Raw genomic sequence first — 24,173 nt, 5'->3', positions numbered from 1 at the left:
GGGCTTTCCGGATCAGGCAACAACTTTACCGTCCTTATCTAACTTAACGGTTTTGGCTTCTTCACCTTTCTTCAGCTCTATTTCGTAATACTCAGCGCCAGTGCCGGGTTTTACCATATAGGCCTTTTGTGCCTGCCATTCCTTGTACTCGTCAGAAGCCAGTGTTGCCTTTACTGCATCAGGCAGTTCTTCTACCTTAACTTCTTTCTTTTCGTCCTGCAGCTGTGCTTTTACAACAGCAGGCTGGTGAGTGTTGGCATTAACGGTTACTACACCTGACAGTGCCAGGACCATCAATGAGAGCATCAAGTTTTTCATTGTTCAGTGTTTTATAAAGTGGGAAAATTGCTTGTAAGTACTTTATAGAACAGGAAAAACGTGCCACCCTCATAGCTGGTGTTTGGCAAGGCACCATTGAATTGATTGTGAATTGTTTAAGCGTGCGAAAGCGCTTATCCCCCGCATGATGCGCTGAGGATGTATTCCCAAAGTTGAGTATAAAGTCAGCAGTTACGCGATCTTCACGGCTACTTCCCGCACCAGCTGTATGTTCATGTGCAGCTTTACCTCATCTCCCAGTATAAGGCCGCCGGCTTCTGTGGTAGCGCTCCAGCGAAGGCCATAGTCTGAGCGGTGCAGCCGGCCGTTCAGCTCAAAACCGGCTTTTGTTTGTCCCCACGGATCCTGTGTGGTGCCGTAATAAGTAACGGCCAGCTCTATGCTGTGCGTTTGATTGCGGATGGTAAGGTTGCCAATAAGGCGGTAATGATCTTCATTTACCTTTATTACCTGCCTAGATTCAAAGTGTATTTTGGGAAATTGTACGCTGTCGAAAAAATCGGCGGTTCTTAAATGCTCATCCCGTTCACGGTTGTTGGTTGTTACACTGTTAACGTCTGCTTCAAATGTAATGTGTGCATCGTGAAAATCCTCGCTGTTGGTGTGTAAGGTGCCTTCAAAGTTGGTAAAGTGGCCGCTTACATTGGTGATCATCAGGTGCTTTACTTTAAATCCTACTTCGCTGTGTGATGCATCGATTTTCCAGGTTGTCATAATATATAGTGTTTTTAATCCCAGGTTCCTAACGAATACGTATCTGGTCCCCGTTCCGTTTTCTTTTTATAAAAATAATTGTTGCGCCTTTTAAAAGCTGTGGACAAATTGCCGGAAATAGTGTACTTTTTTAACATCTGTAATAATATAGTACACATTTAACATTTCATTAGAAAATACCGGTTCAACCAGCAGCACGCGGTATTACAGCCGCGCCGCCCTCCGGCTTCAATAACAGTACCAATATGTTACGTGCAGAATTTGTTATTTTCCATTCCTAAACGGAACCGCATGAAGATATTATTAGTGGAAGATGAGCCCAATGTGGTATCGCTCATAAAACGGGCGCTGGCTGATAACGGGTATGAGATCAGCGTAGCCATGGATGGCCGGTCCGGTTTACAAATGAGCAATGATCATGACTTTGACCTGGTTATCCTGGACATTATGCTGCCGGGCATGAACGGGGTAGAGATATGCCGTAACATACGCCGGCAGAATGAGCAGGTGCCCATACTTATGCTTACGGCGCTGGGCACCACGGAAAACATTGTAACCGGCCTGGATAGCGGTGCGGATGATTACCTTGTAAAACCCTTTAAGCTGGCGGAGCTGAGCGCACGCGTACGTACCCTTACCCGCCGGGTAAAAGGCGGCATTACCACAGATAACCTGTTGCAGATTGCCGACCTGGAGCTGGACGCGGTTTCAAAAACCGTACGCCGTAACAATAAGCCCATTAACCTTACCGCCACAGAATACCGGCTGCTGGAGTTCCTGATGAAACACCAGCGCCGCGTGCTTTCCCGCATAGAAATACTGGAGCATGTATGGGATATTGATTTTAACCTGGGCACCAACGTGGTGGATGTGTATGTGAACTACCTGCGTAAAAAAATTGACAAACAAGGTTCCTCCAAGCTGATACATACCGTAGTAGGCATGGGATATGTAATGCGCGAACAACATGAGAATACAGAATAAAATAGCCTTCCTGTTTACCGCCATCACGGCGGCTATTATGCTGTTGCTGAACCTTTTCATTTATTATTTAGCTGCCCGCAGCAACGCGCAGAATTTTTTTCACCGCCTGGAGGTACGCGCTAAAATAGTGGCGCAGGCTACGCTCGACAAGAATAAGACCCATACCCACATTTATCGCCGCCTGAAGGAAGAGCAGCTGGAAAACCTGCCATTTGAAAAAGATTATACTTTACAGCTGCAGCCGGCTACCGGTAAGCTTACAGGGAAAGTGCCCCTGCTCCTGCCTGCCTCATTTTATGAAGATGTATTTGCCAGGGGCAGCGCGCGTTTTTTAAAAGACAGCGTGCTGTATGCCGGCCTGTACCCCGGCGATAACGCGGATTTTATGATCATTACCGCTGCGCGGGATGTATATGGCGCTGAGGAGCTGAAGAACCTGCGGCAGGTGCTGCTGATCGGTTTCCTGGTGTTTACGGTGCTGGTGTTTACTATTGGTAAGCTATTCAGCCGGCAAATATTCCGGCCCGTGCGGGACATCATACACAACGTACAACGCATCAGGGCCAATAACCTGCACCTGCGGCTGAACACCGGCAATGGCAGGGATGAGATTGCGGAGCTGGCCATTACCTTTAACGATATGCTGGCCCGCCTGGAAACTATTTTTGAAACGCAGAATAACTTTATCAGCAATGCCTCTCACGAGTTCAGAACACCGCTTACTGTTATTTCCGGAGAGGCGGAGCTAGCCATGCAAAAGGCCGGCAACGCACCGGAGCTGGCCGCTTCTTTTTCCGTTATTTTACAGGAAGCAGCCCGCCTTGACCAGCTGGTAAGCAGCCTGCTAAGCCTTGCCCAAACGGGGTTTGACGGCAAAAAGCTGCCCTGGGAGCCCATACGGCTGGATGAGCTGCTATGGACCGTAAAGGCTACCGCCAATCAAATATACCCGCACAATAAAGTAATCCTGGATTTTAATAACCTGCCGGAAGAAGAAGCGCACTTAACCACCCAGGGCAACCTGCCCCTGCTGCGGCTGGCATTGAGCAACGTGGTGCTGAACGCCTGCAAATACTCCAGCAACCAGCCGGTAACCGTGCAGCTGGAGGCCGCAAAAAAAATACTGATCGTAACGGTAACAGACCAGGGTATAGGCATCCCCGAAGCAGAGCTGCCGCAGGTGTTTGTGCCTTTTTTCCGCGCATCCAATACCGGCAGCTTTGAAGGCCACGGCATTGGCCTGCCGCTTACACTTAATATCATTCGCCTGCATAAGGGCTCCATTGATATACAGGCCAGGGAACAGCAGGGCACTGTAGTAAAAATATACCTGCCGGTAGCGGCGGATTAAGCTACTCGGACCGCAGGCTTTTAACGGGGTTCATTACAGCTGCCTTAACGGCCTGCCAGCTTACTGTTAACAGGGTAATACATAAGGTGCCAATGCCTGCTGCGGGAAACACCCACCAGGGAACAGCAGTATGATAAGCATAATGCTGCAGCCATATTGCCATTGCATAATACGCCACAGGGCAGGCAATAGCCAGGGCAATGACCACCAGTATTATAAAATCTTTTGACAGCAGCTGCCACAGGCTAAGCAAGGACTCGCTGAAGAACTGGCACATCAGCTGGCTGCGTTGGGAGCCAATAACCTTGCGGATGCCTACTTCCCTGGCGCGCTTCCCTGACCGGGCGGTGCTCAGGTTCATAAAATTGATGCAGGCCAGCAGCAATATAAATACCCCGCTGATGCTGAACAGCCATACATATTTTATGAAACCGCCCACATTCACGCCATTCTTAAACTCCGCGTATAAATGCCAGCGCGACATAGGAAACAGGAACAGCTGCGGGTGAAAGCTCAGCTCATCTTTATGTATGTTTTTCAGCTTTACATCTTTTATAAGGGCAGATACCTGCTGCATAGTAGTGTGCTCCGCTATCTGCACCAGCGCGCGGTACGAGTTGCTGCGCCAGGGATTATCGTTCTTATCCAGCTCCTGCTGCCGGGCATACAAAGCCCAGGGCAGTATAAACCCTACACTGGAAAAAGAGGAATTGGCCGGCATATCCTTATACACGCCGGCAACCACCACTGCTGTTTTATTATCTACCATCAACGTTTTATTAAGCGGGTCCTCATTGCCAAAGCAGGCTTTGGCCTGGGACTCCGATAGCAGAATGGTATTAGGTTCTGTAAGCCGGGAGCCGCCAGCCCGCATTTTCAGGGTTAACATCCGGGGCAGGTCCGGCTCACTATAAATGCCGGTGGCGGTTAGCCTTCTCTCTCCCTGCGACAGCACATGCGTTTGATCCCAGGTGCAAACAACAGCGTATTTAATATAGCTGCTAAAATCCTTCCGCAAGGTGGCTGTTACAGGAAAGGGCATATTCAGGCCAGTACCTGTTTCACCGTTGTTTTGTATATGCTGGTATACCCATCCAATACGCCGGTAGTTATCAAACTGCTTATTAAACTGCCATTCATCGGCCACCCAAAGTCCTATAAGCATTGCAATGGCCATACCGGCTGCCAGGCCTGTAATGTTAAGAATAGCATACAGCTTGTTCTTGCGCACATTGCGCCAGGCAATTTTGAAATAGTTCTTTAACATGGCAGAAAAAGATTATAGTACGGTGGCCCCAAGAATGTACCAGATAGTTAAACCGCTAACAATCAATAGCTCTGTTGATGCGGAATGTCCGTTTCTGAACATGGGTTGTTCATTAATGCACCGCTGCGCCGGCTTTCTAATTTCATTCTAATCTCATCCTCATTCAATTTTAATATGCCTCTTATACCCTCCTAACCTCCGTGTTGTTGTTTTGCATTATCAATAAAACAACAAAAACATTGCGCATGAAAAATATTTTAATTCCTACAGATTTCAGCATACGCTCCCTGGATATGGTAAAAGCCGCTGTTAACCATGTACAGTTGCATGCGCCTATGAATATACTGCTGGTGCATTTTTTCAAAATGTCGGACAACATACAGGAGCTGATGCTGCTTTCCCGCCGCATGAAGGACTATGAGCGCATCAGCACCGAATACCGGAACATGATGGCGCAGCTGCAAAAGCAGTACCCCGCGCGTATTAACGGCATACGGGTGGAATGCTTTTACGGCAGCACGCTGGCGGTTTTCAAAAATTTCCTGCATGGCAACGGCATTTCGCTGATTGCCTGTGATGAGCATTACCGCTTTGTAAAGGTGAACAGGAACAGCATTGACCCGCTGAACATTATCAAAAAATCAGGCTGCGCCCTGCTGCCGCTGAACACCGGCAGCCAGGAAGAAAACCTGCGGATAAAGATACTTCGCCCTGCTACTACTGCCAGGTAAAACCGTGACCATTAAAACGTGACGTTATGCTATTAAAAAAAAACATACCCTTTGCTTACGTATTCGGGAAAATAAAGTACGAGCTGATATGGATCTCGGCCTACGCAATTGCCGTTGCAGTAGTATACCATAATTTTCATGCATCGCACATTTCCATTCCCATTGCCATACCGGCCATACTGGGCACCGTACTTTCCCTGCTGCTGGGCTTCCGCTCCAACCAGGCCTATGAGCGCTGGTGGGAGGCGCGCATTGTTTGGGGCGCTATCGTAAACGACTCCCGCACGCTTACCCGGCAGCTGCTTACCTTCACTGCTTTTGAAGTAGAAACGCCGCATGAGGTGCTGAGCTTCCGCGACCGTTTTGTAAAGCGGCAGATCGCCTGGTGCTATTCACTGGGACAATCGCTGCGCAAGCTCAATTCCCTGCAGGGGCTTGACCGGCTTATTCCCCAGCGGGAGGTTGACTACATCAGCCGGTACGACAATAAACCGGTAGCGCTGCTGGAGCTGCATGCCCGCGACCTGGACTATGCCTTGAAACAGGGATGGATTAACCGCTACCAGCAGGTAGAGTTGGACCGCACCCTCACCCGGCTGTGCGACTCCATGGGCAAATGCGAGCGGATCAAGAACACCATTTTTCCCGCTACCTACAGCCTGTATATTCATCTTACCCTGAACCTGTTTATTGTGCTGCTGCCTTTCGGGTTAATGGAATTTTTTGGCATTATGCAGGTACCGCTGGTGATAGCGATTGCCGCCTCTTTTCTGCTCATAGAAAAAATGGCTATTCACCTGCAGGACCCGTTTGAAAATAAACCTACCGATACACCGGTAACCACCATCTCGCGCAACATTGAACGCGACCTGAAACAGATACTGCAGGACTGGCAGCTGCCTGAAACCCAGCCGGCAGAACGGTTTTACATATTATAGACTGGCGATACGGATCAATTCAAAAACAGGCGTCACCTGCCAGCGGGCAGGTGGCGCTTTTTGGTGCCGGGGGCTTATGCTGTTGGCAATACTACGTTAAGCAGTGGTTTGTTTGTGGAACATAAACGATGCGGTTACCTGTTACCGGCTGTTTCATATATGTAGCATAACGCCCGCTTACTCCGGGAACGCTGTTTCACCAGCACCTCCATTTTGCTGCTGCAGGCGTTGGTAGCTTTGTGTACCCACCGGCCTGGCCCTACCGGTGTTTACCGTATGATTTATTATTTTGCTAATTTTTTTAGTAATTTTAATTTATGGAACAGCCGCCTATATATACCATTGGCCACGGTCGCAGGCCAGTAGCCGATTTTATTTCCCTGTTGCGGGCGCCGGGTATTCAATACCTGGCAGATGTGCGTTCCACCCCCTTTTCCCGTTTTAACCCCCAGTACAACCAGCCTGCTTTACAGGCAGCGCTGGCGGCGCATAACATCCGCTATGTTTACATGGGTGACATGCTGGGAGGGCGGCCAGCTGATCCGGCCCTGTATGACGCCGGCGGGCGGGTGAACTATGACCTGGTAAGCGCAACCCCTTTTTTTCAGCAGGGCATAGCGCGTTTGAAAAAGGCATATGCCCAAAAGCTGCTGCTGGCCATCATGTGCAGTGAAAGTGATCCGCGCTGCTGCCACCGCAGCCGGCTGATAGGCCAGGCGCTGATAAGCGAAGGCGTAGCGCTGCTGCACATTGACGAGCATGGGCAGCTGCAAACACAGGCGGCAATATTACCGGAAGCAGATAATGTTTTATATTTTAACAGCCGCACACGTCATAAAAGAAAAACCCGATGAAAAAATTTATTGCTCCGCTGGTACTGGCTGCCATAGCCGCCATTTGTTTCAGCTTTAAAAAACAGCCGCCGGTTAACAAACCTAATGTGGTCATCATTTTTATGGACGACATGGGCTACGGCGACCTGGAATGCTATGCCGGCACGCCCTGGCACACGCCCAATATTAACCGGCTGGCTGCCCAGGGCATGCGCTTCACCTATTTTTATGTGGCGCAGCCCATTTGCTCGGCCTCCAGGGCCGCGCTGATGACCGGCTGCTATTCCAACCGGGTAGGCATACACGGAGCCCTGGCGCCCAACAGTCCCATAGCGCTGGACACCAGCGAGCAAACCATTGCAGAAGTTTTAAAGCAGCAGGGCTACCGCACTGGCATGGTGGGTAAATGGCACCTGGGCAGCAAACAGCCCTTTTTGCCGCTGCAGCAGGGGTTTGATGAATACCTGGGCCTGCCCTACTCCAACGATATGTGGCCGGTGCATTATGATGGCGTGCCTTATAAAGACACCGATACCATTGGCCGCGCAAAAGCAAAATATCCGCCCCTGCCGCTTATTGAAGGCAATAAAACGATAAAGATCATTAAGTCGCTGGACGACCAGGCGCAGCTAACCACGCTGTATACGGAAAGGGCGTGCCGCTTTATCAGGAAAAACAGGAACCAGCCCTTTTTCCTTTACCTCGCGCACAGCATGGTGCATGTACCTATTGCGGTATCATCCAAATACGCGGGCAAAAGCCACGACGGCCTGTTTGGAGATATGATCATGGAGGTAGACTGGTCTGTAGGGCAAATCATGAAAACACTGGACGAAACAGGGTTGAGCAAAAACACGCTGGTTATTTTCACCAGCGATAACGGCCCCTGGCTTTCATACGGCAACCATGCCGGCAACACAGGGGGCCTGCGGGAAGGCAAAGCCACTTCTTTCGAAGGCGGCATACGCGTACCCTGCATTATGCGGTGGCCGGGGCAAATACCTGCCGGCACCGTATGCAATAGAATGGCCGCTACTATTGACCTGCTGCCTACCATTGCCGGTTTTTGTGGCGCAAAGCTGCCCAGGAAAAAAATTGACGGTGTAAACATTCAAACCCTTTTATTCAACGCACCAGATGCCAACCCGCGCAATGAGCTGGCGGTGTACTATGGCGTAAATAACCTGGAGGCCGTCCGCAAAGGCCCGTGGAAGCTGGTGCTGCCGCACCGCTCCCGTACCTACAAGCTACACCCGCCGGGCTACGATGGCTTTCCCGGTCCCGAGCCCAATGTAGATGTGCCGGAGGCGCTGTATGATATGCGCCGCGACCCCGGTGAAACACTGGATGTAAAAGCACACTTCCCCGAAGTGGTGAAAGAGCTGGAAGCGCTGGCCGATAAGTACCGCCAGGACTTAGGCGATGGGCTTACCGGCCGGCAGGGCACCGGGCGCCGCCCCCCTGCCAGGGTTAGCAATGCCCGGCAATAGCTTACCTGCGCTTATGCTCCACATCGGGCAGCAGCCAGGTAAGCAGGCCTATTAAGGGTAGCCAGGCGCACAGGTGAAATACGTGGTTAATGCTGGTATGGTCTGCCAGGCGCCCCAGCACCGCCGATCCAATGCCCGCCATGCCAAAGGCCAGGCCAAAAAACAAGCCGGCTATCATGCCTACTTTCCCAGGCACCAGCTCCTGCGCATATACCAGTATGGCGGAGAACGCAGATGACAGTATAACGCCAATGAATACACTTAGCACAGCGGTCCAGAAAAGGCCCACGTGCGGCAGCAACAATGTAAAGGGCGCCACGCCCAGGATGGAGATCCAGATCACGTATTTACGGCCAATACGGTCGCCTACCGGCCCGCCAATGAAGGTGCCCGCAGCCAGGGCAAACAGGAAAATGAACAGGTACACCTGTGCGCTTTGCACGGATATGTGAAACTTATCGATCAGGTAAAAAGTATAGTAGTTGGTCATGCTGGCCATGTAAAAATATTTGGAGAAAATGAGCACCAGCAGTACTGCCAGAGCCCCCGCTACCCGGCCGCGGGGCAGCTGCACGGCCGTATTGCCGGCTGCCTTGCGTTTTGCCCTTACGCGGCTCCTGTTCCGCTTATACCATGCGGCAATGTTCAGCATAACCGCAATAGCCAGCAGGGCGGCCAGTGAAAACCAGATCACGTTAAACTGCCCGTATGGCACAATAATGAGGGCCGCCAGCAAAGGCCCCAGAGAGCTGCCTGCATTGCCGCCCAGCTGAAACAGCGATTGCGCCATGCCATGCTGGCCGCCGGAAGCCATATATGCCAGCCTGGACGACTCGGGATGAAACACGGCAGACCCCATACCAACCAGGCCTACCGACAGCAGCACCAGTAAAAAGCTGTTAGCCATGGACAGGCATATCAGCCCGGTTAATGTAAAGCCCATGCCAATGGCCAGGGAGTAAGGTTGCGGATGCTTATCTGTATAAATACCTACCAGCGGCTGCAGTACAGAAGCTGTCATCTGGAAGGTAAGGGTAATAAGTCCTACCTGCGTAAAATTGATCTTCAGGGAGTCCTTTACCAGGGGGTAAATGGCCGGTATCAGCGATTGAATGGTATCGTTCAGCAAATGGGAAAAGCTGAGGGCCAGCAATATGGAGTATACCGTTTTTTCTGCGGCTGTTTGCGCCGGTTCTGACAGGGCAGGTGTTGTGTCTTTAACTTCCGCTTCCATAAATGTAGTTGTTAGAAATATAATATAGTGTATCAGTGATCCAGGTTAGTTGAATGCGCGGTTATACGCTTTACCAGCTCCCAGGCATGTTCGGGCTGCTTGTTAATAATGCTCCGCAAAAGTTCCTGGTGCAGCTCCTGTGAGTCCAGGAAGGCCCGGGTTGTTTTGTGCACGGTAATGAAATGGTCTTTCATATGCTGTGCCACAGTAGTGTACAGGTCGGCCAGTATGCCGTTGCTGGCGGCAGCTGCTATGCTTTTGTGAAAGTCAATATCAGCCTGTATGGTGCCTGCCACATTATTGGCTTTGGCCTGCTCATCCCGCAGCTGCAGCAAGTGCTGCATTTTTTCAATATCTGCTACTGTGCGGTGCAGCGCTGCCTTTTGGGCAATTTTCATCTCCAGCAGCTGCCGTACCTCATTCAGGTCGTTGAATACTGCACGTTTCAGGCGTTGCGAAAGCGGTTCCGAAATACCGCGGGCAGCTTCCACAAAGGTGCCCAGGCCCTGCCGCACTCTTACCACGCCCGCGTTTACCAATATGCGTACAGCTTCACGGATAGTAGAGCGGCCTACGCCAAACTCCTGCATAAGCGCCGGTTCTGTGGGCAGCTTATCATCGGGCTTATACTGGCCCAGGGATATTTGCTGCTGCAGGCGTTGCGCTACTTCATCGGCCAGGCTATGCCGGTTTATTCTCGTTTCTCTAATCATCAGATGATATGATGTTTCAAAAGTAAATAACATTGTGGGCGCATGCAAGCGGTTTTTTTGCATGATAATTTGGGGGAGGATAAAGCGGCAGAACGGGGGTTGCAGACAACCTTACCAAAACAAAAACACCGGATGTAAGACCGAAGGTAGACACTACTTACACCGTAACATTTACACACGCCACAGGCTGTGTAAATAGCCACAGCAGGGTGTCCTTTACGCCATTGTTGTAACAAAACCTGTTCTTTTTGCACCGATAACCGGGTTTATAGCGGTTGAATGGCCGTTTTGCATTCAAAGATGTTGTACATCGCACAGGAGAAAGGTTCATAGCGGGGTTGAAACAGGTGCTTGTATTATAGCCAACCCTGTTTTTTTACCTGATATTTATGGGAGCGCACTGCCTGTTGGCATTCCTGCAGGGCTTTGGTGGCCCTGCCTTTTCCCTGATATTTACCGGAGTGCTGCATTAAACCGGGCTGATAAAAGCATTCCGCCCCGTTCGTTGACTATGGTGCTTTTTTCGCTTATCTTTGCACCCTCATTAACACCGGATGAAAGCACTTAACTTTTTTATTCTCTACCGTTTACCCATTGGGATTGTGTTATTAATAGGCGGATTAGCCCTTGGTTTTTCCGTTGGCTGGTGGGAAGCCACCATTGTACTGGTACTGGCGGTAATATGCCTGGTAACGCATTTCCTGTTTGGCCCCATGCGCCTGGTGCAGGAAGCCGTTGAAGCGGGTAATGTGGAGCACGCCATGGCCCTGATGAATAAAATTGCTTTCCCCAAGCTGCTGTATAAGCCCATCCGCTCGGTATATTATTTTATGCAAAGTAACCTGGCCATGTACGACCAGGACCTGGACAAGGCAGAAGCCAACATACGCCAGAGCATTAAAACCGGAAGCCCGATGAAAGAGTATGAGGGCATGCAGTATTTCCAGCTGGGCACCATTGCCTACCAGAAAAACGACCTGAAAACAGCAGATCAGAACCTGAAGAAGGCCGTTAGAATGGGTTTACCCGATAAAGAGAACAGCGCCGCGGCCCTGTTAACCCTTGCTTCCATAGCCATGAGCCGCCGCGATTTTAAATCCGCCAAGGATTTCTTCCGCCGCGCCAAGGCCCAGAAGCCTACCACCGCGCAGATTGTGAACCAGATAAAAGAGATGGACAAATATATTTCCCGCATGCCGGGATGATCCGATGTGCAGATATGCAAATGTGCAGATGTGCAAATGGAGCAGGAATGAATGCCGCCATTTGCACATTTTCATTTTATAACTTTCCTGCCCGCATATCCATACGTCACAGTCCTTCCATCTCTACATCCGCATCTCCATATCCGCACATTTATCCCCTTTCTTTCATCTGCACATTTGAACATTTGCATATCTGCACATTTTTTTTTGTACGTTTGCGCTGCATTTGGTTCGCCGGCTAATAACCGGTGATTAAAATGGGAATCCGGTGTAAATCCGGAACTATCCCCGTAGCTGTAATCCTGCATCGGCAATTATTTCCAGGGTAAAAAAGGCCACTGTTCCGCTCCAGGAATGGGAAGGCGGCCCGGAAAGCAGGAAAGTCAGAAGACCTGCCAGGTGTATTATCATCATTCGGCGCTTTCGGGTGAAAAGCCGGGAATGTATGCACCTCCACCAGGTGCCTGTATTCTTTCCTTTTTCATATTTCCCGCAGCGCGCATATTGTATCATTTTTAAACGTTACAGACCATCTTTATGCGCAGGAAATTTTACGTATTGCTTCCGGCTATCATCCTGGGGGGCGGCGTTACCGCTCATGCCCAGGACTCTTCACACATTAACCAGCTGAACCAGGTAGTGGTTACTGCTAACCGCGTTACGCAAAAGGCCGGGGAAACCGGTAAGGTGGTAACGGTGATTACCTCACAATACCTGCAAAAGAACAGCGGTAAAACCCTTACGGCTATCCTCAACAGCCAGGCCGGCCTGGTTGTTAACGGCGCAGAAAATGCACCGGGCACTAACCAGGACGTATATACGCGCGGCGCCAGTACCGGCAACACGCTTATTTTAATTGATAACATACCTGTTAGCGATGCCTCACAGATCTCCAATGCCTTTGACCTTAATTTTATTCCTGTTAGCCAGATAGAGCGGATTGAGATATTACGCGGCAGCCAGTCAACCCTTTACGGGTCCGATGCAGTGGCCGGCGTTATTAACATCATCACAAAAAAACCAGGAGATAATAAGCTTGGCATCAGCGCCAACGGCTCCTACGGCAGCTATAAAACCTGGCAGGGCGGTGCAGGCCTGAATGGCGGCATTGGCAGGCTCTCTTACATTGCTGGTTACCAGCATACCAAATCCAACGGGTTTTCTGCAGCCTATGACAGCACCGGTAAAGGCGGTTTTGACAATGATGGCTTTAAACGTAACAGTGTGTTTGCCAAGGTTGGCCTGCAGGCTACAGAACGCTGGCGCCTGCAATACATGCTGAACTGGAGTGATTACCACACCGGCCTGGATGCCGGCGGTTTTGCCGACGACCGTGATTATACCATGCACAACAAGTACATGCTGCACGCTGTAAGCAGTCGCCTGAACCTGGGCAAAGGCAGCTGGAACCTGGTGTACAGCTACCAGCAGAATAAACGCAACCTGCTGGATGATACCCTGTTTGTACCTAATGCAGGCTACTCCGTCAACGATTTCAGCTCCAACACCCACCAGGCAGAAACCTATGTAAGCTGGGATTTTACCAAACAGCTGCAGCTAATCACCGGCGCCGATTTCCGTACCTCCGGTACGGATCAAAGCACGCGATTTATCAGCGAATTTTATAAAGACTCGTCGCGGCTGTCGGGCGACAGTGCACACATGCGGCAGTTCAGCTATTACGCTTCCCTGCTGCTGCATAATATGGGTGGCTTTAACCTGGAAGCAGGCGGCCGTTATAATAACCATAATATTTACGGCAGCAACGGTACTTTTTCCGTAAACCCCTCTTACCTGGTTAACAACCGGCATAAGCTATTCATTAACTTTTCTTCGGCCTACAAGGTGCCTACCCTGTACCAGCTGTACGCCGCGTATGGCAATAAAAACCTGAAGCCCGAATCAACCATCAGCTACGAAGCCGGTTACCAGGGCGCGCTATACAACAGCAACATAAATGTGCGGGTAGTAGGCTTTTACCGGCAAACCAAAAACCTTATCAGCTTTTACAGCCTTAACGATCCGCCGTATGGCCAGTACCGGAACGCCAGCAAGCAGGATGCATATGGCGGTGAAGCAGAAACCTCCTGGCGTATTACCGGCGGCCTTAACCTGCGTGTGAACTACACCTATGTAAATGGTAAAATTAAAGAGCAGGACACCAGCTACTATAACCTGTACCGCAGGCCCAGGCACGTGCTGAACATGGAGCTGGGCTACCAGGTAACGCCGGAAGTATACGTAAGTGCACAATACCGCTATGTTAGCCGCCGCCTTGATCCGGCCTACATGGCGCCCCCTTATATACTGGGCGATTATTATACCCTGGGCGCGTACGCGGAGTATAAGCTGGGCAATGTGCTGAAGGTGTATGCCGATTTCAGGAATATCACCGGTCAGCAATACTTTGATGTGAGAGGATATAATGCCAGGAAGTTTAACTTTACGACCGGACTTGTATTTAATATCAACTAATTTATCCATGAACCAATGGCCGGCGCACCGGCAGTAAGTATGACCACGCCTGTACGCCGGCACATTATGTAAAAAACCGGATTATGCCTGTTAAAAATCTCAATCCCCGTTTCGCCGTATTACTGCTGTTTATAGCGGCAGCCTGTATTTTAAGGATATTGGGTGAGGGAAAAATAACGCCCTTTTCCAACATTACACCCATAGGCGCCATGGCATTGTTCGGCGGCGCTTATTTTACCAGTAAATGGAAATCCTACATATTCCCGCTGCTGGCGCTCTTTATTAGCGACGTTATTATACAGCAGGTATTTTATCCTGCGTTTTCACAGGGCGGGCTGATGTACCAGGGCTGGGCATGGACCTACCTGGGGTTTGCCGCTATGGTGCTGGCGGGGCAGCTGATCATAAAAAGGGTGAATATGCCCAACCTGGTGATGGCGTCTGTTGCCGCCGCAGTAGCGCACTGGCTGATTACTGATTTTGGTGTATGGCTGGGTGGCTGTACAGATCCTGCTACCGGCAGCCCCTATACGAAAGATATGGCCGGACTGCTGAAATGCTATGCCATGGCTGTACCATACATGAAAGCAATGTTCTTCGGCAACCTGGCATACGGCGCTATTTTGTTCGGTGGCTTTGAGCTGACGCAGAAGGCAATTACGAATTATCAATTACGATTCCGCAAAACGGGACATGAATGTCATTGAAAGTAATTATGATTATGAATAATTACGAATGAGTAAGTGTTTCTTTGCAGGCATTGCGTTTTCCGTTTAACACCGCCTGCGAAAGAACACCTGCTAATTCGTAATTCCTAATTGAATAATTCGTAATTAACCATGTTGTACTTGATCACCGGCGGTGCGCGCTCAGGTAAAAGCCGTTATGCCCAGGAGCTGGCGTTATCATTAACGCCTAACCCGGTATATGTGGCCACTGCCAAAGTGTGGGACGCTGACTTTGAGCAGCGGGTGCGCCGGCACCGGCAGGACCGGGGCCCCGCATGGACCAGCTTTGAAGAGCAGCTGCAGGTTAGCGCCCTGCCGCTGGAAGGGCGCGTGGCCGTGGTGGACTGTGTAACCTTATGGCTTACCAACTTTTTTATGCAGCACCAGCAGCAGGTTGACGCCTGTCTGCAAAGCCTGCAGCATGAAATACAGCTGCTGTTACAAAAAAAGAATACTACATTGATCATTGTAACCAACGAAATAGGCATGGGAGTACATGCAGCAACGGAAACGGGCCGCAAATTTACCGACCTGCAGGGTTGGGCCAACCAGTACATTGCCGGCCACGCGCAAAAAGTGATCCTCATGGTGTCCGGCATACCGGTACCGGTTAAATGATCCGCACCTGTTCATATACGGCTTTACACATGATAGAGATTACACCGCTTTCCCGCATGCTAACCGCCGCATTGCAGGATAAAATAGACCAGAAAACCAAGCCGCCCGGCTCATTAGGCAGGCTGGAACAAATAGCCCTGCAGGCAGGGCTGATACAGCAAACATTGTCGCCGGTAATCAGTCAGCCTACTATTGCCGTATTTGCCGGCGATCATGGCATTGCGGCAGAGGGGCGTGTAAACCCTTACCCCCAGGCCGTTACAGCGCAAATGGTGTATAATTTCCTGAACGGCGGCGCAGCCATTAATGCCCTGTGCCGGCAGCTGCAGCTATCACTGGTGATTGCAGATGCAGGCGTTAACCACTCCTTTGCACCGCATCCTATGCTGAATGATTGCAAAATCGCTTACGGCACCTGCAACTACCTGCATGAACCGGCCATGAGCCGGCAGCAATGTGCCCTGGCCATGGAAAAAGGCGCGGAAATAATACGGCATATTAATGCACAGGGCTGTAACACCATTGGCTTTGGTGAAATGGGCATTGGCAACAGCGCTGCCGCCGCCCTGCTAATGAGCTGCTTTACCGGTTTGCCCGTTACAGATTGCGTGGGTGCAGGCACCGGCGGTACTCCGCAGCAGATCATGCAAAAAACACTACTGCTGCAGGAGGCACTAAACCGGCATGGCGCGCCGGATGATGCGGAACAGGCGCTGGCCACCTATGGCGGTTTTGAAATAGCCATGCTTTGCGGCGCTATTTTGCAGGCCGCTGCCCTGAATATGATTGTGGTAATAGACGGTTTTATTGTAACCGCCGCCCTGCTGGCCGCTCACCGTTTACAACCTGCGGTTATTGACTATTGCATTTTTGCGCACTGCTCTCATGAAAAAGGCCACCAGGCTATGCTGCAGCACCTGCAGGCAACCCCTTTGCTGCACCTGGATATGCGCCTGGGCGAAGGTACCGGCGCTGCCATGGCCATGCCGGTTATACAATGCGCCGTTGCCTTCATGGAAAATATGGCCAGCTTTGAAACAGCCCGGGTATCTGACAAAACCAGCTGATATAAGACCTAAAACAAAAAAGCACATCTCATGCGGGAACAATGGTATTTACTGCGTACTGCGCTCATGTTCTACACCCGTATACCGGTAGGCAATATACCGCATGGCCTTGACCGGCTAAGCCGCGCTACGCGCTATCTCCCGTTTATTGGCTGGCTGGTGGGCAGCAGCACAGCCCTGGTGATGTATGGCCTGCACTTTATTGCGCCCTGGCCCGTAAGCATTATACTGGGCCTGGTTACCGGCATTTGGATGACGGGCGCTTTTCATGAAGACGGTTTCGCAGATATGTGCGACGGCTTCGGCGGCGGCTGGACCAAAGAAAAGATACTGCTGATTATGAAAGACAGCCGCATTGGCGCCTACGGCATGTTAGGACTGCTGCTGTTAATGCTGCTGAAATTTTACTGTTTGTATAGCCTTACTCCCACCCTGGCAGCCATTGCCGTTGTAACTGCCCATGCGCTGAGCCGCTTTACCGCAGTTACTATTATTTATACCCAGTCTTATGTAAGGGAAAATGAAAACAGCAAAGCCAAACCCATATCCCAAGGCATTACTGCCCCGGAGCTATTGATGGCCGCATGTTTTGGCCTGCTGCCGCTGCTGCTGGCAACCTTTATGCTGCACCGGTATTTATGGCTGCTAACCCTGCCCGCGGTTTGGCTGGCCCGCGCTTATATGGCGCGCCTGATGCGCAAATGGATAGGCGGCTATACCGGCGACTGCCTGGGCGCCGTACAGCAACTATCGGAAACAGTTGTATATTTGTGCTTTTGCTTTGTGGAATGGAAATATACCTGATCCGGCATACTACACCGGCTATTGAAAGAGGCACCTGCTACGGCTTTGCTAACCTGGATGTGGCAGATACCTTTACGGAAGAAGCTACCCGTATTAAGCAATTGTTACCCGGAAAACCATTTGTCGTATATGCCAGTCCGTTACAACGCTGCAGCAAGCTGGCACATTTTCTATTTGGGGATAATGTTATTAAAGATGACCGCCTGAAAGAGCTAAACTTCGGCGACTGGGAAATGAAACGCTGGGACGACCTGGGCCCGGATGCCCTGCAGGCCTGGATGGACAATTATGTATATGCCCGCGTACCCGGCGGTGAAAGCTATGAAGATCTTTATAAGCGCAGCCTGCAGGTTTTCAATGAAGTAATTGCCCGCAACCGGGACGCCGCCCTGGTTACCCATAGCGGCGTAATCCGTTCGCTGCTGGCCTATGTTACCGGTACGCCACTGGAAAATTCTTTTGAGCTGCGGGTTGAGTACGGCCGTATTGCCCGCCTGCAGGTTACTGGTGGTAAAATAACATTGTCAGGAGTGAACGAATGAGGAAGAAGAAGCGCGCATATTGCGGTATTTTCTTTTAAAGTACCAGTAAGAGCCTATCATCATTACCACGCCGGCTAAAGACAGTACCCATACGGCATGCATAAAAAACTGCTGCCAGGAAATATGCCAGTTGCTGAAGTTCTTTACCAGCAATATGCTTACGCTGCCTACATATCCGAATGAGTCGGCCACATAAATCAGGAAGCCCACATTGCTTACATATTTAAAGGTGGCGATCATCCTTTCAAAAAAAATGCAGTTAAAGGGAATATAGCCCATATATAAGCCTAGGCCGCCAAGCGTCATCCAAACAACAGGGCTTATATAATGCTGCATAAACAGCAGGGAGCTGGCAGCGGCCAGCAAAAAACCTGCAATTACTATCAGGTAGTTGAGCATGAATGCGCGGTAGTTATCTTTCACAAATACCAGCATGCTCATAATGCCCAGCACCGCCAGCGACACCGGTACTTCTGTTTGGGTAAAAATGGCCGGTTCCCGGCCCATGCCCAGCTCCTGCCAGATGTCGGCGGCAAAATTATCGCGCATATCGCGCAGCATCGTAAGTATTACATAGCTGGTAATGCACAGCGCCAAACCAGGCAAAAACTGTAACAGCTGCTGCCTGCGCTGCTGTTTGTTCATTGGCTCCCGGCGGGTACGCAACGCTTCATCTGTGGCGGTAGGCGGCGGTATCTGCTCCAGCAGCGCCACGAAAATAAGCAGGGGCAGCATAAACAGCAGTCCTGTTACAAAGGGCATCCATTTTTCAGCAACGCCCCAGTCTACTATCACCATTTTACCTGCCGACTTTACAAACCCCGATGAAAAAATAAAGCTGATAGACAGCACTGCGCCCATGAACTCTGTGCTGCGCCGTCCCTCCAGGTAGCCAAACACCAGCCCCCAGATCATGCCTAACGGAAAACCGTTCAGGAACAGGAAAATAATATTAAAAGGCGCCGGCACTACTGCAAACAGCAGTAACGCCAGCCAGGAAGAAAGTATCAGCACCAGGATGCTGGGGGCCCGCCTGCTGCTTTGCATTTCTGCAATAAAGCGAATGCCGTAAAACTTACTGGCCGCATACCCGAGGGTTTGCGCAATCACCAGCCATACCTTATAATCCATTCCCCAGAACTGTACCCCCTCAAACAAGGCCACAGCAAAAGGCTTCCGGAAGGCGTACATGCAGGAGTAAGTACCAAAAGATACCAGTGCGGCGTATAGCGAAAACGTAAACTGGTCCGTGCGTTTGAGCCGGCGTTGTATACAGTGCAGGTTTATCAGCATTGGTATAAATTACAACAGTTATGTTACCGGGCTATTAAATGTTGCAGGGCCATTTGCCGGTAACGCTGCAGGTCCGGCAGCGGCTGTCCGGTAGCTTTGGCCTGGTCGTCCCAGGTACGCAGGCGCACCATATCGGCAAACAGCGGGTCAGCTTCAAAAGCAGCAGCTTCCGTTGCGGTCATGGGACCGCCCTGGAAGGCCAGGGTTTGCTTACTGGCGTCTGACAGCTGCGCATAATATTCGGGGTATTTAAAGGTAAGGTAACGTTTGGCCGCTACATGCGAGCCTACCAGCCGGATAAGGGTTTCAGAAAAACCATGCTGTTGTAAATAAATGCCACCCCATTTTTCATGGTCCTGCACACCGTAGCCACCCATCGAAGCTTTATCCTCCATTTCGCACAGGTGGCCAATATCATGGAAGAATGCGGCCAGTATCACCTCTTCACTGCAGCCTTCCTGTTCCGCCAGCTGTGCGGCCTGGCACATATGTTCCAGCTGCGACACCGGTTCCCCGATGTAATCAGCCCGTCCGTATTTCTCGTATAGGGCAAATACGGCATCAACGGTTTGCTGTGCTTCCTGTAATAACATATGCAATCATTTTATGAGCTGCATCACGGCATTATATTCTATGCCGAAAGCCGGTATGCTGTTCTGTGCCAGTTAAGGTAAACCTTCCTGGTTGAAATTCTCAAAAAATGCCCGCTATCTTTATGTTAATAGCTACTTTAATTTTCACTGCCCTGGAAAAAGTATACTACCAGTATTTTAGCATCTCCTTCGCCAACATTGGCAGGCCGGTGTCCCAGGCGGCCATCGAAAAAGAGGGAGTCGCCCTCCTGCAGGATATGCTTTTCATTTTCTATCTGGTATTCCACCGTGCCCTGTAAAATGTACTTGTATTCGTAGGCATCGGTCTTTACCATCTGGCTGCGGCGGGCTCCTTTCTTCAGCTCCAGGATCACTATATCTACGGGGTAGTTCTTTACATTTTTGGTGAGCACGCGTTTGTACAGGAAGCCCCGGGCCGCTTCTTTTTCAAACAGCTGGTAGTCGGCCTGCTGTTTAATAATCACACGGCTGTTTTGCTGGGGCGCACCTATTTCGTTAAAGAATTCGTTCATGTCAAGGTTCAGGGAACGGATAATATTAATGAGCACCAGCAGGGAGGGTACGGTACGGTTATTTTCTATCTGTGAAATCAGTCCTTTGCTCACGGCAGCCTTGTCGGCCAGCTCCTGTATGGTAATTCCCTTTGCTTTCCTTTTTTCCTTGATCTTGTTACTGATCTGGATAATTATGTCTTCAGTCATATATTACTTGATTATCATGAAATAGGGTGGGCAACCTGGCAAAGAAAGTGAAACGCCAGCCAATAAGCAAACTTTTTAACAAGCTTATAACCATTCCTATAATAAATTATATTTGTATAAATATGTGAAGCCAATGTTCAGCTTAGACCAGATCTTGACGATTGCCTTTACCCTTTTTGCCGTTATAGATATTGTAGGCTCCATACCGGTGCTTATTTCACTGAAAGAAAAGCTGGGCCAGATCGACTCCGGAAAGGCTACAGTGGCCTCCGGTTTCCTGATGGTGGGCTTTTTACTGGTGGGCGAACCGTTCCTGAAGCTGATGAGCGTTGACGTGCACTCTTTTGCGGTAGCAGGTTCTATTGTGATTTTTGTGATAGGGCTGGAAATGATCCTGGGCATTGAGTTCTTTAAAAGCACAGAGGCCGACAACAAAACCGGCAGCGTGGTGCCTATTGCATTTCCGCTGATAGCCGGTTCCGGTACGCTTACCACTATCATGTCGCTGAAAGCCAACTTCGGGGAGTACAACATCCTGGCCGGCATTGTGCTGAACCTGGTTATTATTTACGTGGTGCTGCGCTCCCTGAGCTGGATAGAACGCATACTGGGCAAGGCCGGGCTGATGGTAGTACGTAAATTTTTCGGGGTTATTCTGCTGGCTATTGCGGTTAAGATATTCAAAAGCAATGTAAACCTGTAGAAATAACAGCAGGGCATTTTGTAATTCAGCCTTAAAAACCTTAGTTTTGCCTTCCTTTTCCGACCTTTATATGCGGAAAGGATTTGGCCTCGTAGTACAATGGATAGTATAAGAGTTTCCGAAGCTCCAGATACAGGTTCGATTCCTGTCGAGGCTACACGACAAAGAGAAGATGCCTTATAAATCAATGATTTGTAAGGCTTTTTTATTTTGGGGTACCGTTTCCTGCCGTGAGTTAACATACTGCTGCCGTTCATTTTTCTTTTGCGAAAGACATTAAACCGCCCGTGGCCCCTAAATTCATTGAATCCAGCGCCGAACTTGGCACAATTACCATAGACCCTTTCTCTTTTAACCCTTCAAATAACATATTCATAGCCCGCAGGTGAAGGGCAACCGGGTTATTAATATACTGTTCACTTGCTTTCGCAAATTTTTCTGCAATTTCTGTTTCAGCGGTACCCAGGATTACCCTTGCCCGGCGCTCCCTTTCTGCCTGCGCTTCCTTGCTCATCGCATCAGCTAGTATTTGCGGAATAATAATGTCTTTTACCCCTACGCTCTGACAAGTGATACCCCATGGATTGGTATGCTCATCCAATATCTTTTGCAGCACTTCCGCCACCTTATCTCTTTCCTGCAGCAGTTCCGCTAATTCATGTTTTCCTATCATATCCCGTAGCCCTGTTTGTGCAATGTATGCAATAGCCACCTCATAGTCCTGCACTTCCAGCGCAGCTTTTTCAACATCCCAGACAGTCCAGTACACTACAGCATCAACATTTACCGGCACAGTATCTTTAGTTAACGTTTGTTCTGCTTTAAATTCAGTGACCCTCACCCGCTGGTCGATATAGTTATCTATTTTATCAACTATGGGGATAATAAAAAATATACCAGGTCCTTTTAAACCTGTATACTTACCCATTCTCAGGATAACTGCCTTTTCCCACTGGTCTGCTATATGTATTGAGTTGGCAAGGAACAAAGAAACGATCAGCGATAAAACCAGGATTAAACCATTCATGTGCACTAAGTAATAAAGCCCGACGGAAACGCCAGTCAACACAAAAAAGACTACTGCCGCAATAGGGTTAAGACCTAACTTTAAATTCTTTTTTGTTTTCATTATACTATTGTTTTTTAAGTTGTTTAATGATATCATCTGTTGAAAAGCCATAGCTGAAGGCAATAGCAGCAAACTCGTTGCAGATATCCTTTAACTTGCTATTTCTCTCTTTATCGGAGATTTTAATTTTTATCTCGCTTATGAATGTACCGGTTCCCTGCTGCGTTTCTAAAACACGCTGAATTTCCAGCTCTTTGTACGCCTTGGCAATTGTATTCAGGTTTACTTTTAGTTCCACCGCCAATGCACGAACCGTCGGCAGCTGCTCCCCTGCTTTTAGGTTTCCTGCTGCAATACCAAATTTGATCTGATCGATAATTTGTCGATAAAACGGAGTACCTGTTTTAGGGTCTAATTTAAAATCAATCATACTATGTCTTATTGTACTATACTTATAGTACAAATATACAAGTTATTCCGGATTTCCAAAATTCTGTCTGGAACGGCTTTATTTGCGAACACAGGGGTGCATGGGGCAAGAATGACTGCTGTATTAAAAAACACACCACAGTAATAAACTGAACATTTGTTTACATTTATAAAAAAGAAGCTTAAGCACCAGGGCTGGTTCACAGATCACTGCTTTAAAGTACTCGCAAAATGCCCAAACAACCCTTGCAAAACGACCGCCGCACGCAAAAAACCAGGCAATACCTTGCCGGTGCCCTGAAGGAACTAATAGTTGAAAAAGGCTATGATGCCATTACCATACAGGATATTATTGACCGGGCCAATGTAGGCCGCAGCACCTTTTACAGCCATTATGAAAGCAAAGAGGAGCTGCTGATCGGCAACATTAATTTCCAGGAGGCACTGGTAAATACGCCAAACGATCCTGAAAATTATCCCATGGGGGTTAACCTGCATTACCTGTTTCATCACACCCGGGAACATATGCACCTGGTAAAAGCCATGGCCGGTACCAGGAGCATTGACATACTCAGTAATTACTTTGCCGAACTATGTGCAGCCAAAATTGTAAAATCTTACAAAACCAGGTATGCTGTTAGCAAGGCCAACCTGCAGCCGGTGCGATATAAGGCCGAAGCAGCGGCCCGCGGTATTGTAAGTATGCTTTTTAAGTGGCTGGCAGACGGCGCCACGTTGCCGGAAGAACACATGATCCGGTATGCCAAGGAAATATTGCACGCCTGTATGATGGCGGAGCTTAAAAAATAAGCGCTACACTTTCCCTTTAAAGTAAAGATTATATACCTGCTTCAAAAAGTAAAAGAGCATTGCCCCTGCAAAAAACTGCAGCACACCGGTAAGCTCAAATATAAAATTACCGGGCACCTCATAAGCAGGCGCAGGAAACAACATTCGCCAGGTATGCAGGTGCAGCCCCCCGAAATATAAAATGATTTTGACCAGATGATTATACCCGCCTTCAAACACGGCTATACCTAACCCAAACATTATAAACACCAGCAACAGGTAAAGTGTAAGAAATATTTTCTGCTGCCGGTACCTGTACAGGTAAAACAGCGCCACGGAAATAAGAAGCGCCATACCGCCACCCAGCACTACATGCTGCCGCCACGGCGTATGGTACACTATGCCTCCATAATAATGGTGGAAGCCGGTAAGCAAAAAAACAAGAACAGTCCAAAGCAATGATCTTTTTAAAGGTCTTTTCCCGTGCGCCGGAATTGAAAGTGTTGACATACTCACTGTGTTTAAAATTTACTGGGATAAAC

26 protein-coding genes, 1 tRNA gene and 1 riboswitch are annotated in these 24,173 nt (G+C 49.5%); of the genes, 16 read left to right on the top strand and 11 right to left on the bottom strand.

The window, feature by feature from the left end; genetic code table 11:
* Nucleotides 1-12: 12 nt before the first annotated feature.
* Nucleotides 13-318, bottom strand: a complete 306-nt coding sequence (locus VFS25_RS04910) for a hypothetical protein (protein WP_326461005.1) — start codon at nt 316-318, stop codon at nt 13-15.
* 192 nt (nt 319-510) lie between these two features.
* Nucleotides 511-1,053 carry a YceI family protein gene (locus VFS25_RS04905; RefSeq protein WP_326461004.1) on the bottom strand — a complete coding sequence of 181 codons (543 nt, stop codon included), beginning with the start codon at nt 1,051-1,053 and terminating at the stop codon, nt 511-513.
* A 291-nt stretch (nt 1,054-1,344) separates the two neighbouring features.
* Between VFS25_RS04905 and VFS25_RS04900 the strand changes: the two genes are divergently transcribed.
* Both VFS25_RS04900 and VFS25_RS04895 read left to right on the top strand, forming a co-directional pair.
* Entirely contained in the window at nt 1,345-2,037 is a 693-nt protein-coding gene (locus VFS25_RS04900; protein WP_326461003.1) for a response regulator transcription factor, read from the top strand.
* A complete protein-coding gene (locus VFS25_RS04895; protein WP_326461002.1) occupies nt 2,021-3,388 on the top strand; it encodes a HAMP domain-containing sensor histidine kinase in 1,368 nt (455 codons plus the stop codon). Before VFS25_RS04900 ends, VFS25_RS04895 begins: the two co-directional genes overlap by 17 nt.
* A gap of 1 nt (nt 3,389) precedes the next feature.
* Here the strand turns inward: VFS25_RS04895 and VFS25_RS04890 are convergent, their stop codons facing one another.
* The gene (locus VFS25_RS04890; RefSeq protein WP_326461001.1) at nt 3,390-4,655 is read right to left on the bottom strand and encodes an ABC transporter permease; all 1,266 of its coding nucleotides are present in this window, start codon (nt 4,653-4,655) and stop codon (nt 3,390-3,392) included.
* A gap of 245 nt (nt 4,656-4,900) precedes the next feature.
* On the opposite strand from VFS25_RS04890, the gene VFS25_RS04885 reads away from it, so the two are divergent.
* The 4 genes from VFS25_RS04885 to VFS25_RS04870 all read left to right on the top strand — a co-directional run bounded on the left by VFS25_RS04885 (nt 4,901) and on the right by VFS25_RS04870 (nt 8,647).
* Nucleotides 4,901-5,386 carry a hypothetical protein gene (locus VFS25_RS04885; RefSeq protein WP_326461000.1) on the top strand — a complete coding sequence of 162 codons (486 nt, stop codon included), beginning with the start codon at nt 4,901-4,903 and terminating at the stop codon, nt 5,384-5,386.
* Nucleotides 5,387-5,412: 26 nt separating this feature from the next.
* Nucleotides 5,413-6,324 (top strand): bestrophin family protein, encoded by a 912-nt coding sequence (locus VFS25_RS04880; protein ID WP_326460999.1) that lies wholly within the window; start codon nt 5,413-5,415, stop codon nt 6,322-6,324.
* Nucleotides 6,325-6,641: 317 nt separating this feature from the next.
* A complete protein-coding gene (locus tag VFS25_RS04875) occupies nt 6,642-7,178 on the top strand; it encodes a DUF488 domain-containing protein (RefSeq protein WP_326460998.1) in 537 nt (178 codons plus the stop codon).
* Entirely contained in the window at nt 7,175-8,647 is a 1,473-nt protein-coding gene (locus tag VFS25_RS04870) for a sulfatase (protein ID WP_326460997.1), read from the top strand. The genes VFS25_RS04875 and VFS25_RS04870 overlap by 4 nt, the downstream gene beginning before the upstream one ends.
* A gap of 1 nt (nt 8,648) precedes the next feature.
* On the opposite strand, the gene VFS25_RS04865 is transcribed toward VFS25_RS04870, so the two are convergent.
* Nucleotides 8,649-9,881, bottom strand: a complete 1,233-nt coding sequence (locus tag VFS25_RS04865) for an MFS transporter (protein ID WP_326460996.1) — start codon at nt 9,879-9,881, stop codon at nt 8,649-8,651.
* 32 nt (nt 9,882-9,913) lie between these two features.
* The gene (locus VFS25_RS04860) at nt 9,914-10,594 is read right to left on the bottom strand and encodes a FadR/GntR family transcriptional regulator (RefSeq protein ID WP_326460995.1); all 681 of its coding nucleotides are present in this window, start codon (nt 10,592-10,594) and stop codon (nt 9,914-9,916) included.
* Nucleotides 10,595-11,148: 554 nt separating this feature from the next.
* On the opposite strand from VFS25_RS04860, the gene VFS25_RS04855 reads away from it, so the two are divergent.
* The 7 genes from VFS25_RS04855 to cobC all read left to right on the top strand — a co-directional run bounded on the left by VFS25_RS04855 (nt 11,149) and on the right by cobC (nt 18,033).
* On the top strand, nt 11,149-11,799 hold the full coding sequence (locus tag VFS25_RS04855; protein WP_326460994.1) for a hypothetical protein: 651 nt from the start codon (nt 11,149-11,151) through the stop codon (nt 11,797-11,799).
* A gap of 210 nt (nt 11,800-12,009) precedes the next feature.
* Nucleotides 12,010-12,213, top strand: a riboswitch (cobalamin riboswitch).
* A 123-nt stretch (nt 12,214-12,336) separates the two neighbouring features.
* A complete protein-coding gene (locus tag VFS25_RS04850; protein WP_326460993.1) occupies nt 12,337-14,274 on the top strand; it encodes a TonB-dependent receptor plug domain-containing protein in 1,938 nt (645 codons plus the stop codon).
* An 83-nt stretch (nt 14,275-14,357) separates the two neighbouring features.
* Complete coding sequence (locus VFS25_RS04845) at nt 14,358-14,981, top strand: DUF6580 family putative transport protein (RefSeq protein WP_326460992.1); 624 nt, start codon at nt 14,358-14,360, stop codon at nt 14,979-14,981.
* Between the two features lie 132 nt (nt 14,982-15,113).
* Nucleotides 15,114-15,620, top strand: a complete 507-nt coding sequence (locus tag VFS25_RS04840) for a bifunctional adenosylcobinamide kinase/adenosylcobinamide-phosphate guanylyltransferase (RefSeq protein WP_326460991.1) — start codon at nt 15,114-15,116, stop codon at nt 15,618-15,620.
* Nucleotides 15,621-15,649: 29 nt separating this feature from the next.
* On the top strand, nt 15,650-16,687 hold the full coding sequence (gene cobT / locus VFS25_RS04835; protein ID WP_326460990.1) for a nicotinate-nucleotide--dimethylbenzimidazole phosphoribosyltransferase: 1,038 nt from the start codon (nt 15,650-15,652) through the stop codon (nt 16,685-16,687).
* 30 nt (nt 16,688-16,717) lie between these two features.
* The gene (gene cobS / locus VFS25_RS04830) at nt 16,718-17,491 is read left to right on the top strand and encodes an adenosylcobinamide-GDP ribazoletransferase (RefSeq protein ID WP_326460989.1); all 774 of its coding nucleotides are present in this window, start codon (nt 16,718-16,720) and stop codon (nt 17,489-17,491) included.
* Entirely contained in the window at nt 17,476-18,033 is a 558-nt protein-coding gene (gene cobC, locus VFS25_RS04825) for an alpha-ribazole phosphatase family protein (protein ID WP_326460988.1), read from the top strand. The genes cobS and cobC overlap by 16 nt, the downstream gene beginning before the upstream one ends.
* Here cobC and VFS25_RS04820 read toward each other — a convergent pair.
* From VFS25_RS04820 to VFS25_RS04810, 3 genes are all read right to left on the bottom strand, one after another.
* Complete coding sequence (locus VFS25_RS04820) at nt 18,016-19,326, bottom strand: DUF5690 family protein (RefSeq protein ID WP_326460987.1); 1,311 nt, start codon at nt 19,324-19,326, stop codon at nt 18,016-18,018. The two genes, cobC and VFS25_RS04820, sit on opposite strands and share 18 nt — an antisense overlap.
* Before the next feature lie 23 nt (nt 19,327-19,349).
* A complete protein-coding gene (locus VFS25_RS04815; protein ID WP_326460986.1) occupies nt 19,350-19,919 on the bottom strand; it encodes a phosphonate degradation HD-domain oxygenase in 570 nt (189 codons plus the stop codon).
* A gap of 137 nt (nt 19,920-20,056) precedes the next feature.
* Nucleotides 20,057-20,641: an XRE family transcriptional regulator gene (locus VFS25_RS04810; protein WP_326460985.1), complete on the bottom strand. Its 585-nt coding sequence runs from the start codon at nt 20,639-20,641 to the stop codon at nt 20,057-20,059.
* A 133-nt stretch (nt 20,642-20,774) separates the two neighbouring features.
* Between VFS25_RS04810 and VFS25_RS04805 the strand changes: the two genes are divergently transcribed.
* Both VFS25_RS04805 and VFS25_RS04800 read left to right on the top strand, forming a co-directional pair.
* Nucleotides 20,775-21,344 carry a MarC family protein gene (locus VFS25_RS04805; protein WP_326460984.1) on the top strand — a complete coding sequence of 190 codons (570 nt, stop codon included), beginning with the start codon at nt 20,775-20,777 and terminating at the stop codon, nt 21,342-21,344.
* Between the two features lie 85 nt (nt 21,345-21,429).
* Nucleotides 21,430-21,501, top strand: a tRNA-Arg gene (locus VFS25_RS04800).
* A gap of 96 nt (nt 21,502-21,597) precedes the next feature.
* Here the strand turns inward: VFS25_RS04800 and VFS25_RS04795 are convergent.
* Together VFS25_RS04795 and VFS25_RS04790 are read right to left on the bottom strand one after the other, a co-directional pair.
* The gene (locus tag VFS25_RS04795; protein WP_326460983.1) at nt 21,598-22,473 is read right to left on the bottom strand and encodes a slipin family protein; all 876 of its coding nucleotides are present in this window, start codon (nt 22,471-22,473) and stop codon (nt 21,598-21,600) included.
* A 4-nt stretch (nt 22,474-22,477) separates the two neighbouring features.
* Nucleotides 22,478-22,843, bottom strand: coding sequence for a GntR family transcriptional regulator (locus tag VFS25_RS04790; RefSeq protein ID WP_326460982.1), 366 nt, complete (start codon nt 22,841-22,843; stop codon nt 22,478-22,480).
* 230 nt (nt 22,844-23,073) lie between these two features.
* Here VFS25_RS04790 and VFS25_RS04785 point away from each other — a divergent pair, with 230 nt between their 5' ends.
* On the top strand, nt 23,074-23,652 hold the full coding sequence (locus tag VFS25_RS04785; protein WP_326460981.1) for a TetR/AcrR family transcriptional regulator: 579 nt from the start codon (nt 23,074-23,076) through the stop codon (nt 23,650-23,652).
* 3 nt (nt 23,653-23,655) lie between these two features.
* On the opposite strand, the gene VFS25_RS04780 is transcribed toward VFS25_RS04785, so the two are convergent.
* Nucleotides 23,656-24,141, bottom strand: coding sequence for a hypothetical protein (locus tag VFS25_RS04780; protein ID WP_326460980.1), 486 nt, complete (start codon nt 24,139-24,141; stop codon nt 23,656-23,658).
* Nucleotides 24,142-24,173: the final 32 nt, after the last annotated feature.

The organism is Chitinophaga sp. (assembly GCF_035761305.1).
Classification (GTDB): domain Bacteria; phylum Bacteroidota; class Bacteroidia; order Chitinophagales; family Chitinophagaceae; genus Chitinophaga.
This window is presented reverse-complemented; position numbering and strand designations above follow the sequence as displayed.

Excerpts from the sequence above, each read along its gene's own strand:
- cobT (WP_326460990.1), top strand. The coding sequence starts at position 15,650 with ATGATAGAGATTACACCGCTTTCCCGCATGCTAACCGCCGCATTGCAG.
- VFS25_RS04870 (WP_326460997.1), top strand. The coding sequence starts at position 7,175 with ATGAAAAAATTTATTGCTCCGCTGGTACTGGCTGCCATAGCCGCCATT.
- VFS25_RS04820 (WP_326460987.1), bottom strand. The coding sequence starts at position 19,326 with ATGCTGATAAACCTGCACTGTATACAACGCCGGCTCAAACGCACGGAC.
- VFS25_RS04890 (WP_326461001.1), bottom strand. The coding sequence starts at position 4,655 with ATGTTAAAGAACTATTTCAAAATTGCCTGGCGCAATGTGCGCAAGAAC.
- VFS25_RS04880 (WP_326460999.1), top strand. The coding sequence starts at position 5,413 with ATGCTATTAAAAAAAAACATACCCTTTGCTTACGTATTCGGGAAAATA.
- VFS25_RS04905 (WP_326461004.1), bottom strand. The coding sequence starts at position 1,053 with ATGACAACCTGGAAAATCGATGCATCACACAGCGAAGTAGGATTTAAA.
- VFS25_RS04810 (WP_326460985.1), bottom strand. The coding sequence starts at position 20,641 with ATGACTGAAGACATAATTATCCAGATCAGTAACAAGATCAAGGAAAAA.
- VFS25_RS04795 (WP_326460983.1), bottom strand. The coding sequence starts at position 22,473 with ATGAAAACAAAAAAGAATTTAAAGTTAGGTCTTAACCCTATTGCGGCA.
- VFS25_RS04790 (WP_326460982.1), bottom strand. The coding sequence starts at position 22,843 with ATGATTGATTTTAAATTAGACCCTAAAACAGGTACTCCGTTTTATCGA.
- VFS25_RS04855 (WP_326460994.1), top strand. The coding sequence starts at position 11,149 with ATGAAAGCACTTAACTTTTTTATTCTCTACCGTTTACCCATTGGGATT.
- VFS25_RS04865 (WP_326460996.1), bottom strand. The coding sequence starts at position 9,881 with ATGGAAGCGGAAGTTAAAGACACAACACCTGCCCTGTCAGAACCGGCG.
- VFS25_RS04850 (WP_326460993.1), top strand. The coding sequence starts at position 12,337 with ATGCGCAGGAAATTTTACGTATTGCTTCCGGCTATCATCCTGGGGGGC.
- VFS25_RS04900 (WP_326461003.1), top strand. The coding sequence starts at position 1,345 with ATGAAGATATTATTAGTGGAAGATGAGCCCAATGTGGTATCGCTCATA.
- VFS25_RS04815 (WP_326460986.1), bottom strand. The coding sequence starts at position 19,919 with ATGTTATTACAGGAAGCACAGCAAACCGTTGATGCCGTATTTGCCCTA.
- cobC (WP_326460988.1), top strand. The coding sequence starts at position 17,476 with ATGGAAATATACCTGATCCGGCATACTACACCGGCTATTGAAAGAGGC.
- VFS25_RS04875 (WP_326460998.1), top strand. The coding sequence starts at position 6,642 with ATGGAACAGCCGCCTATATATACCATTGGCCACGGTCGCAGGCCAGTA.
- cobS (WP_326460989.1), top strand. The coding sequence starts at position 16,718 with ATGCGGGAACAATGGTATTTACTGCGTACTGCGCTCATGTTCTACACC.
- VFS25_RS04895 (WP_326461002.1), top strand. The coding sequence starts at position 2,021 with ATGAGAATACAGAATAAAATAGCCTTCCTGTTTACCGCCATCACGGCG.
- VFS25_RS04885 (WP_326461000.1), top strand. The coding sequence starts at position 4,901 with ATGAAAAATATTTTAATTCCTACAGATTTCAGCATACGCTCCCTGGAT.
- VFS25_RS04910 (WP_326461005.1), bottom strand. The coding sequence starts at position 318 with ATGAAAAACTTGATGCTCTCATTGATGGTCCTGGCACTGTCAGGTGTA.
- VFS25_RS04785 (WP_326460981.1), top strand. The coding sequence starts at position 23,074 with ATGCCCAAACAACCCTTGCAAAACGACCGCCGCACGCAAAAAACCAGG.
- VFS25_RS04805 (WP_326460984.1), top strand. The coding sequence starts at position 20,775 with ATGTTCAGCTTAGACCAGATCTTGACGATTGCCTTTACCCTTTTTGCC.
- VFS25_RS04860 (WP_326460995.1), bottom strand. The coding sequence starts at position 10,594 with ATGATTAGAGAAACGAGAATAAACCGGCATAGCCTGGCCGATGAAGTA.
- VFS25_RS04840 (WP_326460991.1), top strand. The coding sequence starts at position 15,114 with ATGTTGTACTTGATCACCGGCGGTGCGCGCTCAGGTAAAAGCCGTTAT.
- VFS25_RS04780 (WP_326460980.1), bottom strand. The coding sequence starts at position 24,141 with ATGTCAACACTTTCAATTCCGGCGCACGGGAAAAGACCTTTAAAAAGA.
- VFS25_RS04845 (WP_326460992.1), top strand. The coding sequence starts at position 14,358 with ATGCCTGTTAAAAATCTCAATCCCCGTTTCGCCGTATTACTGCTGTTT.